20 protein-coding genes and 1 tRNA gene are annotated in these 21,357 nt (G+C 71.0%); 5 read left to right on the top strand and 16 right to left on the bottom strand.

What is annotated here, in order from left to right; genetic code table 11:
* Positions 1-32: 32 nt before the first annotated feature.
* From ACFU53_RS18220 to ACFU53_RS18205, 4 genes are all read right to left on the bottom strand, one after another.
* Positions 33-305 carry a hypothetical protein gene (locus tag ACFU53_RS18220; protein ID WP_383992841.1) on the bottom strand — a complete coding sequence of 91 codons (273 nt, stop codon included), beginning with the start codon at positions 303-305 and terminating at the stop codon, positions 33-35.
* On the bottom strand, positions 302-811 hold the full coding sequence (locus ACFU53_RS18215; RefSeq protein ID WP_383992838.1) for a DinB family protein: 510 nt from the start codon (positions 809-811) through the stop codon (positions 302-304). Before ACFU53_RS18215 ends, ACFU53_RS18220 begins: the two co-directional genes overlap by 4 nt.
* Positions 812-987: 176 nt before the next feature.
* The gene (locus tag ACFU53_RS18210; protein WP_383992835.1) at positions 988-3,252 is read right to left on the bottom strand and encodes an MMPL family transporter; all 2,265 of its coding nucleotides are present in this window, start codon (positions 3,250-3,252) and stop codon (positions 988-990) included.
* A 188-nt stretch (positions 3,253-3,440) separates the two neighbouring features.
* Positions 3,441-4,040 carry a TetR/AcrR family transcriptional regulator gene (locus ACFU53_RS18205; protein WP_383992832.1) on the bottom strand — a complete coding sequence of 200 codons (600 nt, stop codon included), beginning with the start codon at positions 4,038-4,040 and terminating at the stop codon, positions 3,441-3,443.
* Positions 4,041-4,440: 400 nt separating this feature from the next.
* Between ACFU53_RS18205 and ACFU53_RS18200 the strand changes: the two genes are divergently transcribed.
* Complete coding sequence (locus ACFU53_RS18200; RefSeq protein ID WP_383992910.1) at positions 4,441-7,632, top strand: S41 family peptidase; 3,192 nt, start codon at positions 4,441-4,443, stop codon at positions 7,630-7,632.
* Between the two features lie 173 nt (positions 7,633-7,805).
* Here the strand turns inward: ACFU53_RS18200 and ACFU53_RS18195 are convergent, their stop codons facing one another.
* The 4 genes from ACFU53_RS18195 to ACFU53_RS18180 form a co-directional block, all read right to left on the bottom strand.
* Positions 7,806-8,081 (bottom strand): hypothetical protein, encoded by a 276-nt coding sequence (locus ACFU53_RS18195; protein ID WP_383992829.1) that lies wholly within the window; start codon positions 8,079-8,081, stop codon positions 7,806-7,808.
* Positions 8,082-8,182: 101 nt separating this feature from the next.
* Complete coding sequence (locus tag ACFU53_RS18190) at positions 8,183-9,115, bottom strand: SDR family oxidoreductase (protein ID WP_383992826.1); 933 nt, start codon at positions 9,113-9,115, stop codon at positions 8,183-8,185.
* Entirely contained in the window at positions 9,112-10,056 is a 945-nt protein-coding gene (locus ACFU53_RS18185; RefSeq protein WP_383992823.1) for an alpha/beta fold hydrolase, read from the bottom strand. Before ACFU53_RS18185 ends, ACFU53_RS18190 begins: the two co-directional genes overlap by 4 nt.
* Positions 10,053-11,663, bottom strand: a complete 1,611-nt coding sequence (locus ACFU53_RS18180; RefSeq protein WP_383992820.1) for a flavin-containing monooxygenase — start codon at positions 11,661-11,663, stop codon at positions 10,053-10,055. Before ACFU53_RS18180 ends, ACFU53_RS18185 begins: the two co-directional genes overlap by 4 nt.
* Positions 11,664-11,820: 157 nt before the next feature.
* Here ACFU53_RS18180 and ACFU53_RS18175 point away from each other — a divergent pair, with 157 nt between their 5' ends.
* Entirely contained in the window at positions 11,821-12,480 is a 660-nt protein-coding gene (locus ACFU53_RS18175; protein ID WP_383992817.1) for a MerR family transcriptional regulator, read from the top strand.
* A gap of 350 nt (positions 12,481-12,830) precedes the next feature.
* Here the strand turns inward: ACFU53_RS18175 and ACFU53_RS18170 are convergent, their stop codons facing one another.
* Positions 12,831-13,631, bottom strand: a complete 801-nt coding sequence (locus ACFU53_RS18170; protein WP_383992814.1) for an exodeoxyribonuclease III — start codon at positions 13,629-13,631, stop codon at positions 12,831-12,833.
* A gap of 122 nt (positions 13,632-13,753) precedes the next feature.
* Between ACFU53_RS18170 and ACFU53_RS18165 the strand changes: the two genes are divergently transcribed.
* On the top strand, positions 13,754-14,230 hold the full coding sequence (locus tag ACFU53_RS18165) for a GNAT family N-acetyltransferase (protein WP_383992811.1): 477 nt from the start codon (positions 13,754-13,756) through the stop codon (positions 14,228-14,230).
* Between the two features lie 83 nt (positions 14,231-14,313).
* Positions 14,314-14,703 (top strand): hypothetical protein, encoded by a 390-nt coding sequence (locus ACFU53_RS18160; RefSeq protein WP_383992808.1) that lies wholly within the window; start codon positions 14,314-14,316, stop codon positions 14,701-14,703.
* Positions 14,704-14,754: 51 nt separating this feature from the next.
* On the opposite strand, the gene ACFU53_RS18155 is transcribed toward ACFU53_RS18160, so the two are convergent.
* The 7 genes from ACFU53_RS18155 to galU form a co-directional block, all read right to left on the bottom strand.
* Positions 14,755-14,828: transfer RNA gene (locus ACFU53_RS18155), tRNA-Ala, on the bottom strand.
* A 124-nt stretch (positions 14,829-14,952) separates the two neighbouring features.
* Positions 14,953-16,299, bottom strand: coding sequence for a gephyrin-like molybdotransferase receptor GlpR (gene glpR / locus ACFU53_RS18150; protein ID WP_383992805.1), 1,347 nt, complete (start codon positions 16,297-16,299; stop codon positions 14,953-14,955).
* A 211-nt stretch (positions 16,300-16,510) separates the two neighbouring features.
* A complete protein-coding gene (locus tag ACFU53_RS18145; RefSeq protein WP_383992802.1) occupies positions 16,511-17,134 on the bottom strand; it encodes a GNAT family N-acetyltransferase in 624 nt (207 codons plus the stop codon).
* A 26-nt stretch (positions 17,135-17,160) separates the two neighbouring features.
* Positions 17,161-17,805, bottom strand: a complete 645-nt coding sequence (locus ACFU53_RS18140) for a molybdenum cofactor biosynthesis protein B (protein ID WP_383992800.1) — start codon at positions 17,803-17,805, stop codon at positions 17,161-17,163.
* Positions 17,802-18,284, bottom strand: coding sequence for a cyclic pyranopterin monophosphate synthase MoaC (gene moaC / locus ACFU53_RS18135; RefSeq protein ID WP_383992797.1), 483 nt, complete (start codon positions 18,282-18,284; stop codon positions 17,802-17,804). Before moaC ends, ACFU53_RS18140 begins: the two co-directional genes overlap by 4 nt.
* A gap of 84 nt (positions 18,285-18,368) precedes the next feature.
* Positions 18,369-19,691, bottom strand: coding sequence for a gephyrin-like molybdotransferase Glp (gene glp / locus ACFU53_RS18130; RefSeq protein ID WP_383992794.1), 1,323 nt, complete (start codon positions 19,689-19,691; stop codon positions 18,369-18,371).
* Positions 19,692-19,696: 5 nt separating this feature from the next.
* Complete coding sequence (galU, locus tag ACFU53_RS18125) at positions 19,697-20,599, bottom strand: UTP--glucose-1-phosphate uridylyltransferase GalU (RefSeq protein WP_383992791.1); 903 nt, start codon at positions 20,597-20,599, stop codon at positions 19,697-19,699.
* Between the two features lie 133 nt (positions 20,600-20,732).
* Between galU and ACFU53_RS18120 the strand changes: the two genes are divergently transcribed.
* Positions 20,733-21,311, top strand: coding sequence for a 5-formyltetrahydrofolate cyclo-ligase (locus ACFU53_RS18120; RefSeq protein ID WP_383992789.1), 579 nt, complete (start codon positions 20,733-20,735; stop codon positions 21,309-21,311).
* Positions 21,312-21,357: the final 46 nt, after the last annotated feature.

Genomic DNA, 21,357 nt, shown 5'->3' with positions numbered 1-21,357 from the left:
ATGGACACCTTGTCAGGCTGCGCGGCTTTCGGTCACCGTGCGGCCGACAGCATCACGAGGGCGAAAAGCGCGACGGGCGCCACGATCATCGTGGTCAGGTGGACGACCAGCGTCCGCGTCATCCCCAGCACCGGGAACAGGGCCAGCCCGCCCACGAGCCAGTAACCGTAGATCCGGCCCGCGAGGTGCCAGGCCTCGTTTTCCTGCTCTCGGGTGGTGGGCTCCACGAACAGCGCGCCGACGGCAGCCCCCGCGTCTTTGGCGGCTCCTGTCCAGCGGGTGCCCGACGGCACCCGGACGCTCACGCCCCGACCGTCCCGTCCACACCCTCCCGCAAGAAGTCCGCGTGGCCGTTGTGGCGGCCGTACTCCAGCAGGACGTGGATCATGACCAGCCGGAGCGAGACCTCCTCGTTCCAGCGTGGCTGGTAGCCGGCGAGGTCCAGGGACTCCGCCTCCCGTTCGATACGGCGCGAGGTCTCCACCTCCGCCTCCCACGCCGCGAACGCCTCCGCCCGCGTCGAGGCGCTCGCGTCGTACGCCGCCTGGAAGTCGATCTCCTTCGACCACACCATGGGGGCGTCGTGGTCCTCGAAGGCCCGGCGGAACCATGCGCGTTCCACCTCCGCCATGTGTCGTACGAGGCCCAACAGCGAGAGCGTCGACGGGGGCATCGACCGGCTGCGCAGTTCCTCGTCCGTGAGTCCCTCGCACTTCATGGCGAGGGTCGCGCGGTGGTAGTCGAGAAAGGCGCGGAGCGTGTCGCGTTCGGTGCCGAAGTGGGGCGGACCTATGCGCTTGTCGTCGGTCACGGGTCATGGCCTCACATTCGAAGAATCCGGCGGTCAGAGAATTCTGTCGAAGATGACGCCCAGCCGTCGATCTCGGTCACCCGGGAACGCAGAAGCCGGTGAGGGCGCCCGTCCCCACGGGCCCTCACCGGCGGTCCTGCGCGGCAGCCGATCCAGCCCGGCGGCCGTCCGGCGCGTCAGGCGCGGACCAGCTCCCTGTCCTCGTCGTCCTCGGCCGAGCTCTTCGCGTCGTCGTCGTGCGCCCGCAGGCCCTCACCCTCGACGTCGACGTTCGGCAGCGCGCGGTCGAGCCACTTCGGCAGCCACCAGGCCTTGTCGCCCAGAAGGGCGAGGACGGCCGGGACGATGGCCATGCGGACGACGAACGCGTCGAAGAAGACGGCGATGGCGAGGCCGAAGCCGATCATCTTGATCATCGACTCGCCGGAGCCGATGAAGCCGGCGAAGACGGCCATCATGATCGCCGCGGCGGCCGCGACCACCCGGCCGCTGTACTTGAAGCCGGTCACCACGGCCTGGTTCGGCTTCTCGCCGTGGACGTACGCCTCACGTATGCGGGTCACGAGGAACACCTCGTAGTCCATCGCCAGGCCGAAGACCACACCCACCATGAAGATCGGCATCATCGACATGATCGGGCCGGTCTCCTCGACGCCGATGAGTCCCGCCAGCCAGCCCCACTGGAAGACCGCGACCACGGCGCCGAGCGCGGCCAGCACGCTGAGCAGGAAGCCGAGGGCCGCCTTCAGCGGAACCAGGATCGACCGGAAGATCACGATCAGCAGGAGGAAGGCGAGACCCACCACCAGCGCCAGGTACGGGAGCAGCGCGTCGGTGAGCTTCTGCGAGAAGTCGATGTTCATGGCCGTGGCGCCGGTGACCAGCACCTTCGCGTCCGTGTCCGCCGTCACGCCGGTGCCCGCGTCACGGATGGCGTGCACCAGGTCCTCGGTCTGCGTCGAGGACGGCTTGGAATTCGGGATCACCGTGATCATCGCGGTGTCGCCGGCCTTGTTGAACGTCGCGGGGGTCACCGTCACGACGTCCTTGAGGCCCTTGATCTCGTCGGTCACCGCGGTGGCGGCTTCCTGCGGGGACGCACTGTCCTTGGCGTCGACGACGACCATCAAGGGGCCGTTGAAGCCGGGCCCGAAGCCTTCGGACAGCAGGTCGTACCCCCGGCGCTGCGTGGTGGACGTCGGCTGCGAACCGTCGTCGGGCAGGCCCAGCTCGAGCTGGGTGGCCGGGACGGCGATCACGCCCAGGCCGACCACGCCGAACAGCAGCACGGCGACCGGACGACGGACGACGAAGCTCGCCCAGCGGGTGCCCATGCTGGGCTTGACCACGGCGGATTCCTTGGTGGACTCCTTGGTGGATTCCGTGGAGTCCTTCGCCTTGCCGCGTCCGAGCAGCCTGCCCTTCTCGCCGGCCGGCCGGACCTTACGGCCCGCGTAGCCGAGCAGCGCCGGGACCATGGTGAGGGCGATGAGGACCGCGATGACGACCGTGCCCGCCGCCGCGAGACCCATCTTGGTCAGCATCGGGACGTTGACGACCGCGAGACCGGCCAGCGCGATCACGACCGTGAGCCCCGCGAAGACCACCGCCGAGCCCGCGGTGCCGACGGCCCGGCCGACCGCTTCCTCGCGTTCCCGGCCCTCGGCCAGTTCGGACCGGTAGCGGGAGACGATGAACAGCGCGTAGTCGATACCGACCGCGAGACCGATCATCAGGGCGAGGGTGGAGGTGGTGTCGCCGAGGTCGAGCGCGCTGGCGAGGGCGGTGATGGTGGCGACGCCGATGCCGACGCCGATGATCGCCGTCAGCAGCGGCAGCCCGGCCGCGACGACCGAGCCCAGGGTGACGACGAGAACGACCGCGGCGAGGGCGAGGCCGATGATCTCGCCGGTGGCCGCCGTCTCGGGCTCGGCCTGCAGGGCGTCACCGCCCATCTCGACAGTCAGCCCGCCGCCCTGCGCCTTGTGCGCGGTGGCCTCCAGAGCCTCCTTGGAGGAGTCCTTCAGCTCCATGGCCGGGACCTTGTACGTCACCGAGGCATAGGCGACCGTCCCGTCCTTACTGACCGCGTTGGTGGTGAACGGGTCGCTGACGGAGACGACTTCGGAGCCGTCGCCCAGTTCCTTGACGGTCTTCTCGACGGCCGCCTTGTTGGCGGCGTCGGCCATCTTCTCGCCCTCGGGCGCCTTGAAGACGACCCGGGCGGTGGCGCCGTCGGCGCTCATGCCGGGGTAGCGCTGTTCCAGCAGGTCGAAGGCCTTCTGGGCCTCGGTGCCGGGGATGGAGAAGGAGGACGAGCCCGCAGCGGGCGCGGAGGCGGCGCCGACGCCCGCGAGCGTCAGCAGTGCCACCCAGATCAGGGCTACGAAATGTCGTCGCCGAAAGGCGAGTCGACCCAGTTTGTAAAGGAATGTGGCCACGGGGGTGGTACTCCCGTTCAGGTCGTGGACGTGCGGAGGGCAGGCAGGACGGATCAGCCCGTGCCGCGGGGAGGAAAAAGGCAGGGCGAGGCAAGGCAGGGGTGATCAGCCCGACGACATGAGCGGGTGGCGTCAGGTGGGGCTCAGCCGCGCATCAGGCGGCTGTCGGCACAGGGGTGTCAGTGGTGTCAGTCGATCGGTACACCGAGGGCAGGGAGGACCACGGCGTCGATGTACGAAACGAGAAAGGCCTGAGTCGGCGGCAGCTCTTCGAGCAGCGTCCGGGTGACGAAGGCACCGAGCATCATGTGCATCACGAACTCGAGCGCGGGGTTGTCCGGCCGGACCTCACCGCGGTCGACGGCGCGCTGCAGCACCCGCCGGAACTCCTCCATCTCCGGTTCGACGAGGAACTCCCGGAACGCCCCGAGCAGTTCGGGGTTGGTGTGCACCGCCATGGCCAGGCCACGCATCAGCGCGGAGCTCTGCTCCATGGCACAGTCGTTTTCGCGCCGCACCAGGGCGTGGAAGTCGCCGCGCAGGGATCCGGTGTCGACACCGGACCAGGCCATCGACTTGTCCTGCCGGATCGCCTTCGCGACCAGCTCGGCCTTGCCGCCCCACTGGCGGTAGAGGGTGGCCTTGCTGGACCGGGTGCGGGTGGCCACGGCGTCCATGGTGAGGGCGTCGTAGCCGACCTCCCGGAGCAGGTCGAGGACGGCCGCGTAGAGCTCGGCCTCGCGCTCGGGCGTGATCCGACTGCGGCGCACCGTCGCGGTCTCAGTCATCCCACTCCCCTTACTCCGGCTGCACGTTCGAGACGACAAGGCTACCGGCCGTAGGGCATGGCACGGGCCGGACACCCCGCCTCTCGAACGAAACGGTTTCGTACGCTTACGAAGATACCCTGCGGGCCGAAGAAAACGAAACGGTTTCGTTCGTGTTGTGGGTCACGCCGTCACCAGTCGGCTGTTTTCACAAGTTGCCGGGGCCTCCCGAGCGGAAAAGCATGGGTAGGTGAGCGACACCCACGAGCAAGGGACAGGCCGGGAGCAAGAGACCGGCCAGGAGCAAGAGACCGGCCGGGAGCAAGAGACCGGCCGGGAGCAAGAGACCGGCCGGAACACCGGCTACCTCCGCCACCCCCACCTCAGCGGCGACCGCCTCTGCTTCGTCGCCGAGGACGACCTGTGGCTGGCCCCCCTCGACGGCTCGGACCGCGCCTGGCGGCTCACCGTCGACCGTACGAAGGTCACCGGCCCGCGTTTCTCGCCCGACGGCCGGCACATCGCGTACACGAGCTGGCGGAACATCACCCCGGAGATCCATCTGACCCCGGTGGACGGCGGGGCCCCCGCACGCCGGCTCACCCACTGGGGCAGCCCCGACACCGAGGTCTGCGGCTGGACGCCCCCCACCGCCGACACGGAGGGCCGCTCGGACATCCTGGCCGTCGCCTCCCACGGCGAGCCGTTCTCGCACTTCACCTGGGCCTACAAGGTCCGCACGGACGGCGACCCCGGCCGCAAACTCCCCTGGGGCCCGGTTGCCGACATCCAGTCCGCCGAGATCGACGGCGAGCGCCGCACCCTGCTGCTCACCGGTACGCCCCCGCACGAACCGGCCTCCTGGAAGCGCTACCGGGGCGGTGCCATGGGCCGCCTCTGGCTGCACGGCGAGCGGCTGCTGGCCGACCTCGACGGGCACCTCCACTCCCCCATGTTCGTCGGCGGCCGCATCGCCTTCCTCTCCGACCACGAGGGCATCGGCAACCTCTACTCCTGCGCGTACGACGGCTCCGACCTGCGCCGCCACACCGACCACGACTCCTTCTACGCCCGGTACGCGGCCAGCGACGGCGCCCGGGTGGTGTACCAGTGCGCGGGCGACCTGTGGATCGTCGACGACCTCGCCGCCGACGCCGTCCCGCGCCGTCTCGACGTACGGCTCGGCGGTTCGCTCACCGGGCGGCGGCCGTACCAGGTGCCGGCCGCCCAGCACGTCGACGGCATCTCCGTCGACGACACGGGCCGGGCGAGCGCGGTCGTCGTACGCGGCAGCCTGTACTGGCTGACGCACCGCGACGGCCCCGCCCGGACCATCGCCGACACCCCCGGCGTACGCGTCCGGCTGCCCGAGATGCTCGGCTCCGGCGGGCAGGTGGCGTACGTGACGGACGCGGACGGCGAGGACGCGATCGAGATCGCCCACCTCCCCCGGGCCACCGGCGACCGCGAGCCCCGCCGCCTCGCCTCCGGCGACCTGGGCCGCGTCCTGGAACTGGTGTCCGACCCACGGGGCGAACGCCTCGCCATCGCCGCGAACGACGGCCGGCTGCTGCTGCTCGACGCGACTGAGGAGTCGAACGGCGAGGTCACCGAGCTGATCACCTCCCTCAACGGGCCCGTTCGCGACCTCGCCTTCTCCCCCGACGGCGCCTGGCTGACCTGGTCCCACCCGGGCATCGGCCGCACCCTCCGCCAGATCAAGATGGCCCGCATGAAGGACCGGCTCATCGTCGACGTCACGAACGGCCGCTTCGAGGACGAGAACCCGGTGTTCACTCGCGACGGCCGCTACCTGGCCTTCCTGTCCTGGCGCGGCTTCGACCCGGTGTACGACGTCCACACCGGCGACCTGTCCTTCCCGCTCGGCTGCCGCCCCTACCTGGTCCCGCTCTCCTCCGCCACGCCCTCCCCCTTCGCCCTGAACCCCGACGGCCGCCCGGTCGCCGGGGGCATGGACCCGACCGAGGACGAGGGCACCGACGGGACGGTGACCGTGGAGACCGAGGGCCTGGAGAACCGCGTCACGCCGTTCCCGGTCACCGCCTCCAAGTACTCGGCGCTGTACCCGGTCGCGGGCGGCGGCCTGGTCTGGCTGCGCTGGCCGATCTCGGGCGCCCTGGGCGAGACCTTCGCCAACCCGGACGACATGACGGGCCGCCCGACCCTCGAACACTTCAACATCAGCAAGGCGAAGAAGTCCGAACTGGTCGAGCACCTGGACTGGTTCGCGGTCAGCGGTGACGGTTCACGGCTGGTCGTGGTGGACGAGGGCGATCTCCGGGCCGTCCCCTCCACCGAGTCCGGCGACAGCGACTCGACCGTCTGGATCGACCTCCGGCGCGTCCTGCACGAGGTCGACCCGGCCGCCGAGTGGCGCCAGTCGTACGCGGAGGCCGGCCGCCTGATCCGCGCGTACTTCTGGGACCCGAGGATGAGCGGCATCGACTGGGACGGCGTCCTCGACCAGTACCGCCCGCTGGTCGAACGGGTCGCGTCCCCCGACGAGTTCGCGGACCTGCTGAGGGAGGTTCTGGGCGAACTGGGCACCTCCCACGCGTACGTCTCCCCCGCGCGCCGCAACGAAGGCCCGCCCCACTATCAGCGCCGCCAGGGCCTTCTGGGCGCCAACCTCGTCCGCCGGAACGACGACTGGACGATCCGCCGCATCCTCCCCGGCGACTCGTCCGACTCCAAGGCCCGCTCCCCGCTGGCCGGCACGGGCATCAGGGAAGGTGCCGCGCTGACCCACGTCGACGGCCGCCCGGTGGACCCGACGACGGGCCCGTACCCCCTGCTGGCGGGCGCGGGCGGTACGACCGTCGAACTGACCTTCACCCCGGCCGAGGGCGAGGGCCGCGCCCGCCGCGTCGCCGTGGTCCCCCTGCTCGACGAGCGCCCCCTCCGCTACCAGGACTGGGTCGCCAAACGCCGCGAGGTCGTACGGGAGTTGAGCGGCGGCCACTGCGGCTACCTCCACATCCCGGACATGGGCGGCTCCGGCTGGGCCCAGTTCAACCGCGACCTGCGCATGGAGGTCTCCCGGCCCGCCCTGATCGTCGACGTACGCGGCAACGCGGGCGGCCACATCAGCGAACTGGTGGTGGAGAAACTGACCCGCACGATCCTGGGCTGGGACCTGACACGAAACGCCCAGCCCGTGTCGTACGCGTCGAGCGCCCCGCGCGGCCCGGTGGTGGCCCTGGCCGACGAAGCGACCTCATCGGACGGCGACATGATCACCGCCGCCTTCAAACTCCTCAAGCTCGGCCCGGTCGTCGGCCTCCGCACCTGGGGCGGCGTCGTCGGCATGACCGGCCGCCACCAACTCGGCGACGGCACCGTCATCACCGTCCCCATGAACGCGGCCTGGTTCGACGCGTACGGCTGGACCATCGAGAACCGAGGCGTCACCCCGGACCTGGAAACCCTCCGCACCCCCCTCGACTGGGCCGAAGGCCGCAACACCCAACTCGACGCGGCGGTAACCCTGGCCCTGGACCTCCTGAAAACCCGCCCCCCGGCGGACCCCCCGGACTACACGAACACCCCGAACAGGGCCCGCCCGAAGCTACCGCCCAGGGCCACCTCCTGACGCGAAGCGTCAAAGGGGCGACGCGAAGCGTCAGTCGACAGGGGCCCGGGGAACTGCGCGACCAGCCACAACGAGCCCGCAGCCGACAACGCACCCCACAGACAGACAAAAACGCAGGGCACCCTCCACAAGGGAGGGCGCCCCACGCATCCCGACCGAAGCCGAGCCGGCAACTACACGTCGTAGTCCTGCCGGAACCGGTCTTCCTCGTCCCGCATCAGCCGCTCGGACTCCTCGTCCCGCCGCTTCGCACCACGCTCCGGCTGCCCATGCTGCGGCTGACGCTCACGCTGCGGCTGCCCGTGCTCACGCCCGTGCTGCTCGCGCTCGCGCTCACGCTCACCAGGCCGCTGAGCCCGCTGGTGCTCCTCCGGCGACTGGCCGGCCTTGCGCTTGGCCTGCTGCTTCAGCTGCTCAGCCTTGTCCTGGAACTGGTCCTTCATGCCCATGTGGATTCACTCCCGTAGTGGGTGAGGGGATCGGGCCTCGACCAGACAAACACGCGCGGACATTCAACGCATTTCGATCAGTAACACTCGGTAACGCCGGGTTATTCAGGACCCGGCGCCCCAACCCCCCGCGTCCGCTCGTCCGCAGCCCCACCGGCCCCCACCAACCCCTTGGACACCCCACGAAGCCGCGGCTCCATCCGCCGCACCTCCCGCGGCGCGAACGTCCCTATGAGCCCGGGGAGATAGCCGCGCACGCCCTGCATCCCCCGCAGCCACCACTGCCCGTACACATGACTGGACCGCCGCTCGATCCCGGCGACGAGCCGGTCCACGGCCGGCCCCAGCGGATACGTCTTCCCGGCCGGCCACGGCAGCCGCTCCCGCAACTCCCGCAGCGCCTCGTCCTTGTCGGCGCCGCGCACCATGTCCGTGTCGGTCCAGGACAGATACCCGACCCCGACGCCCACTCCCTGGTGGGACACCTCGGCACGCAGACAGTGCGCGTACGCCTCGACACCCGACTTGGACGCGCAGTACGCCGTCATCATCGGCGCCGGAGTGATCGCCGCGAGGGAGGCGATCTGCAGCAGATACCCCCGGCTCTCGATCAGCGCCGGCAGGAACGCCCGCCCGGTGACGGCCGATCCGACGAGGTTGACCTCGATGACACGCCGCCAGGAGTCCGGGTCGGAGTCGACGAAGGGCCCACTGTTCGCGACACCCGCGTTGGCGACGACGATGTCGACCCGCCCGAACCGCTCCTTGACCTCCTCGGCGACCCGCGCCATGGCCTCGTGGTCGGTGACGTCGGCGTGCCAGTACGCTCCCCCACTCTCGGCTTCGCTCGAGCGGGAGGTACCCCCACCGCCGTACAGCCGCTCCGACACCCGCTTCAGCTCGTCCGGTTCGAGCCCGACGAGCGCGACCTTCACCCCGCGCACCGAGAGCTTGCGCGCGAGGAGTTCCCCGACGCCCCGCGCGGCCCCGGTGACGACCGCGACCCGCCCCTCCAGGGTGCTGCCGTTGCTCATGCGCCCGCCTCCTCCAACTCGTCCCGCTCGGCACGTACGTACGTCGTCACGAGCCCGCGTATCCGGGCGGTGACCGCTTCCGGCGCCTCCACCGGCGACATGTGTCCGACCCCGGTCAGCTCGCTCACGCCCACGCAGTCGGGCAGCGCGGCGGCCAGCGCCCGCGCGTGGACGGGCGGGGTCATCCGGTCCGCCGTGCCCACGACGACAGCCGTCGGCACCGTCAACTCCCTTACACCGTGGTCGAGATCGAGCGAGTCGAGGACGTGCGACCAGGCGTGGCGCACCCTGGCGGGGCACGCGTGCACGATCCGCGCGCACGCCTCCACCATCACCGGCGACGAACCGGGGCCCATCGTCGCGTACTTGAGGATCCGCCGGGCGATGGGTGTGACCGGCCCGAGCGGCGCCCGCGAGCCGAGGACCTTCCGGGTGAGCCAGGTGCGCGCCCGCCCGGCCCGCAGGGGGACGACGAGCGACTCGGTGACCAGCTTCGAACTGCCCGTACTGCACAGCAGGACCGCCGCCGCGTGCTCCCGGAAGCCCGGCCTTCCGGCGGCCGCCATCAGCGTCATCCCGCCCATGGAGTGCCCGGCCAGCACCGCCTTCTCGCCCGGCGCGAGCGTCGCCGCGAGCACCGCCTCCAGATCGTCGGCGAGGGCGTCCGCGCTGCACGCGGCGGAGGCGGGACTACGGCCGTGGCCGCGCTGGTCGTAGACGACGACCCGGTGGTCGACGGAGAGTTCCCGGATCTGCGCCGCCCAGTACGCCGTCGAGCAGGTCCAGCCGTGCACGAGCACCACCACGGGGGCAGCTGTGTTTTCGAGGGGTCCATGCACCTCGACGTGCAGCCGGGCCCCGTCGGCGGACACGGCCGCCAACTCCCTTACGGCGACGGGCGGCGCGTAGGGCCCGTGCTTCACCTGGGTCAGTCGGGTCACGCTCCGGCCTCCACCTTCGCCGTGTCGCCCTTTCCGGGCGTCTCCTCGTTCTCCGTACCCGGCCGAGCCGCCCGCAGCACCGCGTACTCGCTCAGATCGACCCGCCGGGTCGCGCCCCGGAACTCGGTCGTCGTCCCCGGCCAGACGGTCGTGTTGCGGCCGTTCGCGTCGAGGTACCAGCTGGTGCAGCCGCCCGTGTTCCAGACCGTGCGCTCCATGCGTTCCTGGATTCGCTGGTTCCAGGCCGCCACGGCCGTGGGCCGGGCGTCGAGGGCGACCCGGCCACCCAGTACGTCCAACTGCCGTACGAAGTCCGCCATGTAGTTGAGCTGGGACTCGATCATCAGGATCATGCTGGAGTTTCCGAGGCCCGTGTTGGGCCCGATGATCGTCATCCAGTTCGGGAACCCGGCTGCCGACGCCCCGCGCAGCGACCGCATACCGCCGTCCGCCCAGGCCTCGGCGAGGGTCCGCCCATCGGCGCCCACGACCCGGTCGGCGATGGGCATGTCGGTGACATGGAACCCGGTGCCGAAGACGATCGCGTCGACCTCGGCGGCGGACCCGTCGGTGGCGACGAGCGTGGAGCCGTCGACCTTGGCCAGCCCGGAGGCGACCACGTCGACGTTCGGCCGCGTGAGCGCCGGATAGTAGGTGTTGGACAGCAGGATGCGCTTGCAGCCGATGCGGTAGTCGGGGGTGAGCCGGGCGCGCAGGTCCGGGTCCTTGACCGTCCGGGCCAGGTTCCGCTTCGCCAGTTGCTCCACCACCCCCAGCGCCTTGGGGCGCTTGGTGAAGGCCTGCACCTGCAACTCCCGGATGCCCCACAGCAGTCCACGCCGGGCCTGCGCGGTGAAGGGCAGCTGCCGGTGCAGCCACCGCTCGACGCCGCCGATGCCCCGGTCGACCCGCGGCAGCACCCACGGCGGGGTCCGCTGGAAGAGGGTCAGCCGGCCGACCTCGGGCTGGATCGCCGGCACGATCTGGGCCGCGGAGGCCCCCGTACCGATCATCGCGACCCGCTTGCCGCGCAGGTCGTAGCCGTGGTCCCAGCGGGCCGAGTGGAAGACCTTGCCGGGGAAGGAGTCGAGCCCCGGCAGCTCGGCCTCGGTCGGTATCTTCGGATCGGAGAGCGGCCCGGTCGCGGAGACGACGACATCGGCGGACAGCCGCCCGCTGCCGGTCTCGATCTCCCAGCACAACCGCTCCCCGTCCCAGGCCATTCTCATCACCTCGGAGTCGAAGCGGATGTGCGGCCGCAGCCCGAACACATCCGTCACATGCTCCAGATAGGCCCGGATGTGTTCCTGCCCGGAGAAGGCGCGCGGCCACTCGTAGTTGGGCGCGAACGAGAACGAGTACAGATGGGACGGCACGTCACAGGCACACCCCGGGTAGTCGTTGTCCCGCCAGGTGCCGCCGACGGAACCGGCCCGTTCCAGGACGACGAAGTCGGTGATCCCCTCACGCCGCAGCCGCACGGCCGCCCCGAGCCCGCCGAATCCGGACCCGACCACCGCCACCCGCACATGAGGCCCTTGCGGCCCTTGCGGCCCTCGCGCCCGCCGCCCCTGCTCCGGCTCCGGCTCCCGCTCCCGCTCGGCCATCGGTACCTCCACGCCTCATCGCGTGCGCGCACACCGCGTTCGCACCTCATGTCCGCGCCAGTAATCACTGGCGCAGTGGGAGCGTAGGGCAGGACCGTACCGATGGGTAGGGGTCGGGCGCTCTGGAGTTACCAGCGGTACGACATAGGCTGCGCGCGTGGCAGAAGACGGCGAGCGACGCGAGTACCGCATGGAGGAGCTGGCCGGGGAGGCCGGCATCACCGTACGCACCCTGCGCTTCTACCGGGAGCGCAAACTGATTCCGCCGCCCCGCCGCGAGGGCCGTATCGCCTGGTACGACGACACACACCTGGCCCGGCTGCGCACGATCTCGGCGCTGCTGGAGCGCGGCCACACACTCAGCGGCATAGCCGAACTGGCCGAGGCCTTCGACCAGGGACGCGACGTGGGCGAACTGCTCGGCCTCGGAGCCCCGACCGAGGAGGTCCCGGTCCGCCTCTCCCCCGAGGAACTCGCCGACCACTTCGGCGACCAGGCCACCTCGGAGAACCTCGCCGCCGCCCTCGAACTCGGCTACCTCGGCACCGACGGCGGCGAGATCGTCCACATAAGCCGCCGTCTCCTCGACGTCTCGGCCGCCCTGGTCCGCGAGGGCGTCCCCCTCGCCGACATCCTCACCGCCGGCCGCCGCGTACGCGAACACGCCGAGGCCCTCGCCACCCTCTTCACCGACCTCATCCTCACCCAGCCCGGACGCACCCCCGAGGACCTCAGCCGCCTACGCCCCCTGGCGAAGAGCGTCGCGGAGGCGGAACTGTCACTGGCACTGGACAGGCGGTTGCGGCAGCAGGGCTAGCGTCCGAGAACACCCGATTTCCTTACGCATCCGGTATTTCATGCGCGTTCACTCCATCGAGGTACTTCCCGGGCATCGGCGGACGAAATCGGGTTCGCTGCTCCGAGCGCGAGATCGAAAAGGCCCCGGCGGCTGTGCTACCAGCCCCGGGGTAGGGCCGACACTTTCGAGGAGCGTCGACGTGCCCAAGCCTAGCCCTCAACCGTCACAACCGGCTTCGACTCCGACCGCACACCCGCGAGGCCCCGACACCTCCCGGCCGACCTGCACCATCAGGTCACGCCCTTGATCTGCCGTACGGCCTGTGTGGGCGTGTACCAGATGCCGGCGCCCCCACACAGGCCGTGTGATCAGCCGAAGACGACCGTCACGGGAGCGTGATCCGACCACCGCTCGTCATGGCTGGCAGCTCGCTCCACGAACGCCTTGACCGCCGTCCGCGCAAGACCCGGGGTCGCAACGGCGAGGTCGATCCTCCAACCTGAATCCGCGTCGAAGGCGCGCCCCCGGTACGACCACCAGGTGTAGGGCCCCTCGACATCGGGGTGCAGGGCGCGCACCACATCGACGTACGCCCCGTCGCTCTCGTCGAAGACCTGCCCGAGCCAAGCCCGCTCCTCCGGCAGGAAACCGGAGCTCTTCTGGTTCCCCCGCCAGTTCTTGAGGTCGGCCTGCTGGTGGGCGATGTTCCAGTCGCCGCACACGACGACCTCACGCCCGTCCGCGGCGGCCCGCTCCCGGAGCTCCTTCAGATAGGCGAGGAACTCCCCCATGAACCGGACCTTCTCGTCCTGCCGCTCGGTCCCGACCTCGCCGGAGGGAAGGTAGAGGCTGGCCACGGTGACGCCGGGCAGGTCGGCCTCGACGTACCGCCCGCTCCCGTCGAACTCGGCCGATCCGAAGCCGACCTGGACCCGGTCGGGCTCACGCCGGCTGTAGAGCGACACCCCCGCGCGCCCCTTGGCGGCCGCCGGGGCGTGCACGACGTGCCACCCCTCGGGCTGCCGCACCCCCTCCGGCAGCTGCTCCGGCTCGGCCCGCACCTCCTGCAGGCACACCACGTCCGCCGAGGTCCCGGCGAGCCACTCCACGAAGCCCTTCTTCGCGGCGGCCCGCAGCCCGTTCACATTCACAGAGGTCACAGTCAGCACCCGGGCACGATACCCGCACCCTGGACGGAGTCCAGATTCCGACGAAGATCACACGGATGAACCGACTCCGGAGGACGGTCACGCATGGATGAACCGTCACGCATAGATGTACGATATTCTGCATGCTTATCCGCCGCGTAGCCTTCGACCACCCCGACGCCGTCAAGCTGAACGACGAGGTCCAGGCCGAGTACAGCGTCCGCTACGGCGACGACGGCGACGCCACGCACATGGACCCGGCGCACTTCGTACCGCCGGCGGGGCTGTATCTGATCGCCTACGACGAGCACGGCAGCCCCCTGGCCACGGGCGGCTGGCGCACCCAGGACGCCAACCCCGAGGACTACCAGGACGGGGACGCCGAGATCAAGCGGATGTACGTCACCCCCGCGGCCCGCGGCCTGGGCCTGGCCCGCCGCATACTCGCCGAACTGGAGTCCGACGCCCGCGCCGGCGGCCGCACCCGCATGGTCCTCGAAACCGGCGCCAAGCAGCCCGAGGCCGTGGCCCTCTACACCTCCAGCGGCTACGAACCCTGCGCGAAGTTCGGCTACTACCGCTTCCACGAACTGAGCCTGTGCTTCGCGAAGCCCCTCTGACCGCACCCCGCGCCAGGCGCCTCGTGCCCCGGGGCACGTAAATCCTCGTGCCCGCGACGGCGTTGGCCGCCTACGGTGTCCCGGTGACGAAGAACAACCGTCTACGCCGTCTCGTCGTGGGCGACACCACTTGGCACTGGACCATCCGCCAGCGATCCCGCGTGGCCTACGACCACTGCCATCTCAAGCTGTCCCTCTACCCGGAGGGCCCCCGGCGCCGCCGTCTGGTCCTGCTCTTCGGCCCGTCGGAGGACCGCGTCGTCTCGAACTGCTACTTCGACTCAGGCGCCCTGTTCCGCCGTTCCGACCACACCTACCTCAACCTCCACGAGCCTGGCACGGTCCGCCGTCTCCTGGACGCCGCCGCCCCGATCCTGGACCTCAACCCGTCCGCCCAGACGGTCGAGGTGGACGGCTGGCCGTACTTCGACGCGATCACGGAGCCGACGACCACCGCCGCCACCCCGTCCTGACAACACGTCAGAGCCCCCAGTGGTGATCACCACTGGGGGCTCTGAGCTGCGTGGACCTGTGGGGATTTGAACCCCAGACCCCCTCGATGCGAACGAGGTGCGCTACCAGACTGCGCCACAGGCCCTTGCAACGAGTGAAACTCTAGCATCCCGATCGCGGTGCTCGGAAATCCGTATCCGAGGGGCCTGCGAGCGGCTCGCGGACGGCTCGTGGCTGGTCAGCGGAGTGGGAGATCAGGCACGCGAGGATCACTCGTTGGCCGCTCGGGGGCGGTCGCCGTCCTCGTACTGGTCGAAGAGCGGCGTACGCCCCCGCTCGCGGGAGCGTCGCGCGGACGCGGCCCGGCGGGCGTCGGAACGACCGCCGTCGGGAGCGTCACCCGCGTCGCCCGCGCCGTCGTCCTCGGCCCGCTCCTCGCCGCCACGCTCCCCCTCCGGCTCACGCCCGGAGGCGTGCGCGGAGTTCGAGGGGGCGCCCGACGAGCCGTGCGGGTCGGCCGCGCTGGAGCGCGCGGAACTCCACGCGTCGGGGGCACCGAGGTCGACCCCGGACGTCGCCCGGGGCGCGACCGGCGCGGTGACGTACGTCGGAAGCGGCACGGGGACCGGGTCCCAGCTGTCTCCCTGGCCGGGCCGCCGCTGGCGCTCGCGCTGCTGGTCGACCCACTCGGCGTGGTCGGTCTGCTCCACGAGGGCACGGCGGTCGGCCGCGAGCCCGGTCAGCTCGGCCCGGGACTCCTCGTTCTCAGGTCCGTCCTCCGGCTCGTCGGTGTCCACCGGGTCCGGCGCCGGACGCCGCCGCTGTGGCTGCCGCTCCCGCAGTCGCTGCGCAGCCGCCTCGGCCTGCTGCCGGTCCATCGTGAACGCGAACCGCTTCCGCTCCTGGCGGCGCAGATGCGCGATGTATGTGCTCAGCAGCACCGCCGGTACGGTCGGCGCCCACAGCAAGGCGAGTCCGCCGACCGCCGCGACGACCGCGCCGAGCGTGAAGGCGAGGAAGAGCATCACCGTCGTACGCCGCCGGCGCGCGAGCACCTTCAAGCGCTGGGCCCGCGCCTTGGCCTCCGCCGAGTCGCCCCGGCGTGCGCCCGCCGCCTGCTTGCCCGGACGCTTCACACGAGCGGGAGCGGGCACTTGGGCCGCCCCTTGCTTGGCCGACGACCCGCCGCCCTGCTGCGCCACCGGCTTCGCCTGTGCGTGCGCCTGTGCCTGTGCGTGTACCTGTGACGCCGGTTTCGCCGACTGCGGCTGCGCGTGCTGCTGTTGCGCGTGCTGGGGTGACTCACCCCGCTCCACCGGCAGTTGTGCCCTCGTGTGCTCCCGGTGCGGGGGCACGGCGAAGGCCCGGACGTCCACCGAGTCGGTGACGCCGTCCGGTTCGGCGCTGGGCTCCCCCTCTTCGGTGGAGCGCGCCTGCAGGTCCTTGGCGTATCGGCGCTCCATCCCCGCCCGGCCGGAAAGCAGCCGGATGGCGGTGCTGAAGCGTTCCGTCGGACGGGCTTCGTTCAGCTCGTCCTGCCTACGGAGCCACATCGGCACCAAGTAGGCGGCCCAGGCCCCGACGATGACTGCGTAGATGAGGCCGCTGCTGCTCACGCCTCACACGGTAGAGGGGTTTGCGTGAGGCCATCCGCCAATTGAGCCGGTGTGTCGCACGATCCGGCTGATATTTCGAGCTTTTTTTGTGACCGATCCGATCAGCGGGCCGCCGAGAGCGCGAAATTAACGTGCCGAGAACGTCTCGACCCGTTCAAGCCGATCGCCATCCGATCGCCGTTCGAGGATGCTTATTCGAACACAGATTTCATTATTGGGGTTGTCCGGGCTTGCCCACGTCGGAGCCCGCGTTCCGCGCCCGTTCCCGCTGCCAGCGGCCGAGCAGCCCCTCCGGGACCTCTTCGGCGGTGAGCGCGAAGACGAGATGGTCGCGCCAGGCGCCGTCGATGTGAAGATAACGTGGACGAAGGCCTTCCTCGCGGAATCCGAGTTTCTCCACGACCCGTCGGCTGGGCCGATTCTCGGGACGAATGCAGACCTCGATGCGGTGCAGTCCGACGGTCCGGAAGCAGTGGTCCACGACGAGCGCGACCGCTGTCGGCATCACCCCGCGCCCGGCGACCGACTCGTCGACCCAGTAGCCGACATGCCCGGAGCACATGGAGCCCCAGGTGATCCCGGCGACCGTCAACTGCCCGACCAGCCGCCCCTGGTACTCGATCACGAACGGCAGCATCCGGCCCGCGTTCGCCTCCGCCCGCAGATGGCGGACCATCTGACGGTACGTCGGCCGGTGCGCGATGGGCCCGCTCGGTGTGGGCGGCGGAATGGTCGCCTCCCAGGGCCGCAGCCAGTCCCGGTTGCGCCGGTTGACCTCGCGCCAGGCCCGCTGGTCGCGCATCCTTATGGGCCGGAGGACGACCTCGCCGTCCACCAGCGCTACGGGCCAGGATGAGCCGTTCAGCTCGCACCCCCACGGGGTCTGGAGGGGTCCTCCTCGGCCGGGGAGCTCTCGCCGCCGCCATGCGTCGGCCTCGGGCTGCCACCGTCGGTCGTCGGTCTCGGATTGCCACCGCCGGTCGTCGGCCTCGGGTGGTCGCCGCCGCGGATCTGGTCGACGGCGTGGGTCAGCAGGGGTTCCAGTACGGCCAGGCCGTCCCGTACGCCCCCGGTCGAGCCCGGCAGGTTGACGATCAGCGTGCCTCGCGCGACTCCTGCGAGGCCCCGGGAGAGCGCCGCCGTCGGCACCTTGCCCCGGCCGTACGCCCTGATCGCCTCGGGGATGCCGGGCACCTCGTGGTCGAGGACCGCGCGGGTGGCCTCCGGGGTGCGGTCGGTGGGCGAGAGGCCTGTTCCGCCGGTCGTCACGATCACGTCGTACCCGGCGTCGACGCCCGCCCGCAGCGCGGCCTCCACGGGGTCGCCGTCGGGCACGACCTGCGGGCCGTCGACAGCGAGGCCGAGCGTCCTGAGTCGCTCGGCGATCAGCGGTCCGCCCCTGTCCTCGTACACACCGGCGGCGGCCCGGTTGGAGGCGGTCACGACCAGGGCGGCGTACGGCCCGGTGAGGGTGCCCCCGGGCGGCGGTTCCACGGGCGGCGTCATGCCCGGCTCCAGTCGCCCGACTTGCCGCCCGTCTTCTCCTCGACGCGGACGTCCGTGATGACCGCGCCCTTGTCGACCGCCTTGACCATGTCGATCACGGTGAGGGCGGCGACGGAGACCGCCGTCAGGGCCTCCATCTCGACGCCCGTACGGTCCGTGGTCTTCACGGTGGCGAGGATCTCGACGGCGTCGTCCGCGACCGACAGATCGAGCTTGACGCCCGACACCGACAGCGGGTGGCAGAGCGGGATGAGGTCGGGGGTGCGTTTGGCGCCCATGATCCCGGCGATGCGCGCGGTGGCGAGGGCGTCGCCCTTGGGCACCCCCTCGCCGCGCAGCAGTTCGACCACCTTGGGCGAGACCAGGACCCGGCCGCTGGCGCGGGCGGTGCGCGCGGTCACGTCCTTCCCGGAGACGTCGACCATGCGGGCGGCGCCCGCCTCGTCGATGTGGGTCAGTCGGTCGTGCGGCGTACTCATGGTGGTGTGGCGCTCCCGGTCGGGGCCCGTCGCGGTGCGGCGCGCGGTCTGTTGTGCGCGACACGGTACGCCACCCTCGATGGTTCAGCCGAGCAGGACGACCTCGACTTCCGTACCGGGCTCGACCGACTCCGTTCCCTCGGGGATCACGATCAGCGCGTCGGCGTGTGCGAGGGCCGCCACGAGGTGCGATCCGGCACCCCCCACGGGGGCGACCTCGCCGTCGGCGTACGTCCCGCGCAGGTACTGCCGGCGCCCGGCGGGTGAGGTCAGCGCCTTGGGCGCCCGGAGGGTCGCCGTGGTCGTCGGCCGGTGGATGTCGGTCAGGCCCATCAGCGTGCGGATGGCGGGCCGGACGAAGAGTTCGAAGGAGACGTACGACGACACCGGGTTGCCCGGGAGGGCGAGCAGCGGGGTGTGGTCGGGACCGATGGTGCCGAAGCCCTGGGGCTTGCCGGGCTGCATGGCGAGCTTGCGGAAGTCGATGCCGGCGCCCTCCTCGTCCTCGTCGCCGACGGACTCCAGGGCCTCCTTGACGACGTCGTACGCCCCCACGCTGACCCCACCGGTGGTGACGACCAGGTCGGCGCGGACCAGCTGGTCCTCGATGGTGGAGCGGAGGGTCTCGGCGTCGTCGGCGACGGCGCCGACGCGGTAGGCGATCGCGCCCGCGTCCCGGGCGGCGGCGGTGAGGGCGAAGCTGTTGGAGTCGTAGATCTGGCCGGTGGCCAGCGTCTCGCCCGGCGGGATCAGTTCGCTGCCGGTGGAGAGCACGACCACGCGCGGGCGCGGTCGCACGCGTACCGAGGCGCGGCCGATGGCGGCGAGGAGCCCGAGCTGCGGCGGGCCGAGGATCGTGCCGGCGGGCAGGGCGTGTTCGCCGGCTTTCACGTCGCTGCCCTTCGCGCGCACGTGCGCGCGTGCCTCGGCGGCGCGGTGGACGGCGACCTGGCCGGTGGCGCCCTCGGGGCTCGCGCTGCGGGCACGCATCCCGGAGACGGGTCCCTCGCCGAGGCCGCCGTCGGTCCACTCCACCGGGACGACCGCCTCCGCGCCGGGCGGCAGGGGGGCGCCGGTCATGATGCGGGCGGCCTCGCCGGGGCCCACCTGGGGCTGCTCGGCCTGGCCCGCCGCCACGTCCCCGATCACCGTGAGCACGGCCGGGAACTCCTCGCTCGCGCCCGCGACGTCCGCGACCCGCACCGCGTACCCGTCCATCGAGCTGTTGTCGAACGGTGGCAGTGACACCGGCACCGTGACGTCCTCGACCAGGACGCAGCCCTGGGCGTCGAGGAGTTGCAGCTCGATGGGTTCCAGGGGGCGGACGGTGGCGAGGATGTCCTCCAGGTGCTCGGTCACCGACCAGAGGTGGCCTGGGCCGGTGGTGCGGGTCGCGGCGGTGCTCAATGTGGCTACATCTCCTCGGCTACGTAACTGCGAAGCCAGGTCCGGAAGTCCGGGCCCAGGTCCTCACGTTCGCATGCGAGTCTGACAATGGCACGCAGGTAGTCGCCGCGGTCACCGGTGTCATAGCGGCGGCCCTTGAAGACGACGCCGTGCACGGGGCCGCCGACCTTCTCGTCCGCGGCGAGCTGCTGGAGGGCGTCGGTCAGCTGGATCTCGCCGCCGCGGCCCGGCTCGGTCCGGCGCAGTACGTCGAAGATCTGCGGGGCGAGGACGTAGCGGCCGATGATCGCGTAGTTCGACGGGGCGTCGGCCGGGTCCGGCTTCTCGACCATGCCCGTCACCTTGACGACGTCACCGTCCTCCGTGGCCTCGACGGCCGCGCACCCGTAGAGGTGGATCTGCTCCGGCGCGACCTCCATGAGCGCGATGACGCTGCCGCCGTTCTGCTCCTGGACCTCGACCATGCGCTTCAGGAGCGGGTCGCGGGGGTCGATCAGGTCGTCGCCGAGGAGGACCGCGAAGGGCTCGTCGCCCACGTGCGGGGCGGCGCACAGGACGGCGTGGCCGAGGCCCTTGGGGTCGCCCTGGCGGACGTAGTGCATGGTCGCGAGGTCGCTGGACTCCTGGACCTTGGCCAGCCGGTGGGCGTCGCCCTTCTTCTGGAGGGCGGACTCCAACTCGTAGTTCCGGTCGAAGTGGTCCTCAAGGGGGCGCTTGTTCCGGCCGGTGATCATCAGGACGTCGTCGAGACCCGCCGAGGCGGCCTCTTCGACCACGTACTGGATCGCCGGCTTGTCCACGACCGGCAGCATCTCCTTGGGAGTCGCTTTGGTCGCCGGCAGGAACCGGGTGCCTAGACCCGCCGCGGGGATGACAGCCTTGCTGATCCTGGGGTTCGCCTCACTCATGGGCCGAACCCTATCGGGTGCCTTTGTGAGGAATCTGTGGCTCCGATGAATTCGCTCTCATATGAGCCGATTACGAATCGTACTGGAGCAACTTGTGAGCCGGATGGGACCTGAACCGAAGCTTTCCAAGCGAATGTTGCGTCGAGAGCTCCTTCTGATGAGGAACGGGTTGACGCCGGATGACGTCCGGAAAACGACGGGCGCCCTTGCGGGCCGTGCCCTCGATCTGCCCGAGCTGGCGCACGCGCGCACGGTCGCGGCGTACGTCTCCGTGGGGAGCGAGCCCGGCACTCTCGCGCTCCTCGACGCACTCCGGGCGCAGGGCGTCCGCGTCCTGCTCCCGGTCCTGCTGCCCGACAACGACCTCGACTGGGGCGCCTACGAGGGGGAGGCCGCCCTCGCGCGCGTGCGGCACGGCGGCGGCCGTATGGCGCTCCTCGAACCCGTCGGCGAGCGGCTCGGCCCGGAGGCCGTGACCACCGCCGACGTCGTCCTGCTGCCGGGCCTGGCCGTCGACGCGCGCGGGATGCGCCTGGGGCGGGGCGGCGGCTCGTACGACCGCGTCCTGGCCCGCCTGGAAAGCTCGGGTGCCGATCCGGCGCTGGTGGTGCTCCTGTACGACACGGAGGTCGTGGACCGGGTACCGGAGGAGCCGCACGACCGCCCGGTGCACGCGGTGGTGACCCCCTCGGGAGTACGACGGTTCCGGTGACCTGAACACAGAACACGGAAAGCGGCCTCCACGCGTGCGTGGAGGC

The sequence above is a fragment of the Streptomyces sp. NPDC057474 genome (assembly GCF_042802555.1).
Taxonomy (GTDB): Bacteria; Actinomycetota; Actinomycetes; order Streptomycetales; family Streptomycetaceae; genus Streptomyces.
Note: the sequence above shows the minus strand (reverse complement) of the source record. Positions and strands in the feature narration are given on the sequence as shown.

Coding starts and splice junctions, on each gene's coding strand:
- ACFU53_RS18205 (WP_383992832.1), bottom strand. CDS start 4,040: ATGACTGAGACCGCGACGGTGCGCCGCAGTCGGATCACGCCCGAGCGC.
- ACFU53_RS18195 (WP_383992829.1), bottom strand. CDS start 8,081: ATGGGCATGAAGGACCAGTTCCAGGACAAGGCTGAGCAGCTGAAGCAG.
- ACFU53_RS18190 (WP_383992826.1), bottom strand. CDS start 9,115: ATGAGCAACGGCAGCACCCTGGAGGGGCGGGTCGCGGTCGTCACCGGG.
- ACFU53_RS18180 (WP_383992820.1), bottom strand. CDS start 11,663: ATGGCCGAGCGGGAGCGGGAGCCGGAGCCGGAGCAGGGGCGGCGGGCG.
- ACFU53_RS18165 (WP_383992811.1), top strand. CDS start 13,754: ATGCTTATCCGCCGCGTAGCCTTCGACCACCCCGACGCCGTCAAGCTG.
- ACFU53_RS18140 (WP_383992800.1), bottom strand. CDS start 17,805: ATGACGCCGCCCGTGGAACCGCCGCCCGGGGGCACCCTCACCGGGCCG.
- moaC (WP_383992797.1), bottom strand. CDS start 18,284: ATGAGTACGCCGCACGACCGACTGACCCACATCGACGAGGCGGGCGCC.
- galU (WP_383992791.1), bottom strand. CDS start 20,599: ATGAGTGAGGCGAACCCCAGGATCAGCAAGGCTGTCATCCCCGCGGCG.
- ACFU53_RS18120 (WP_383992789.1), top strand. CDS start 20,733: ATGTTGCGTCGAGAGCTCCTTCTGATGAGGAACGGGTTGACGCCGGAT.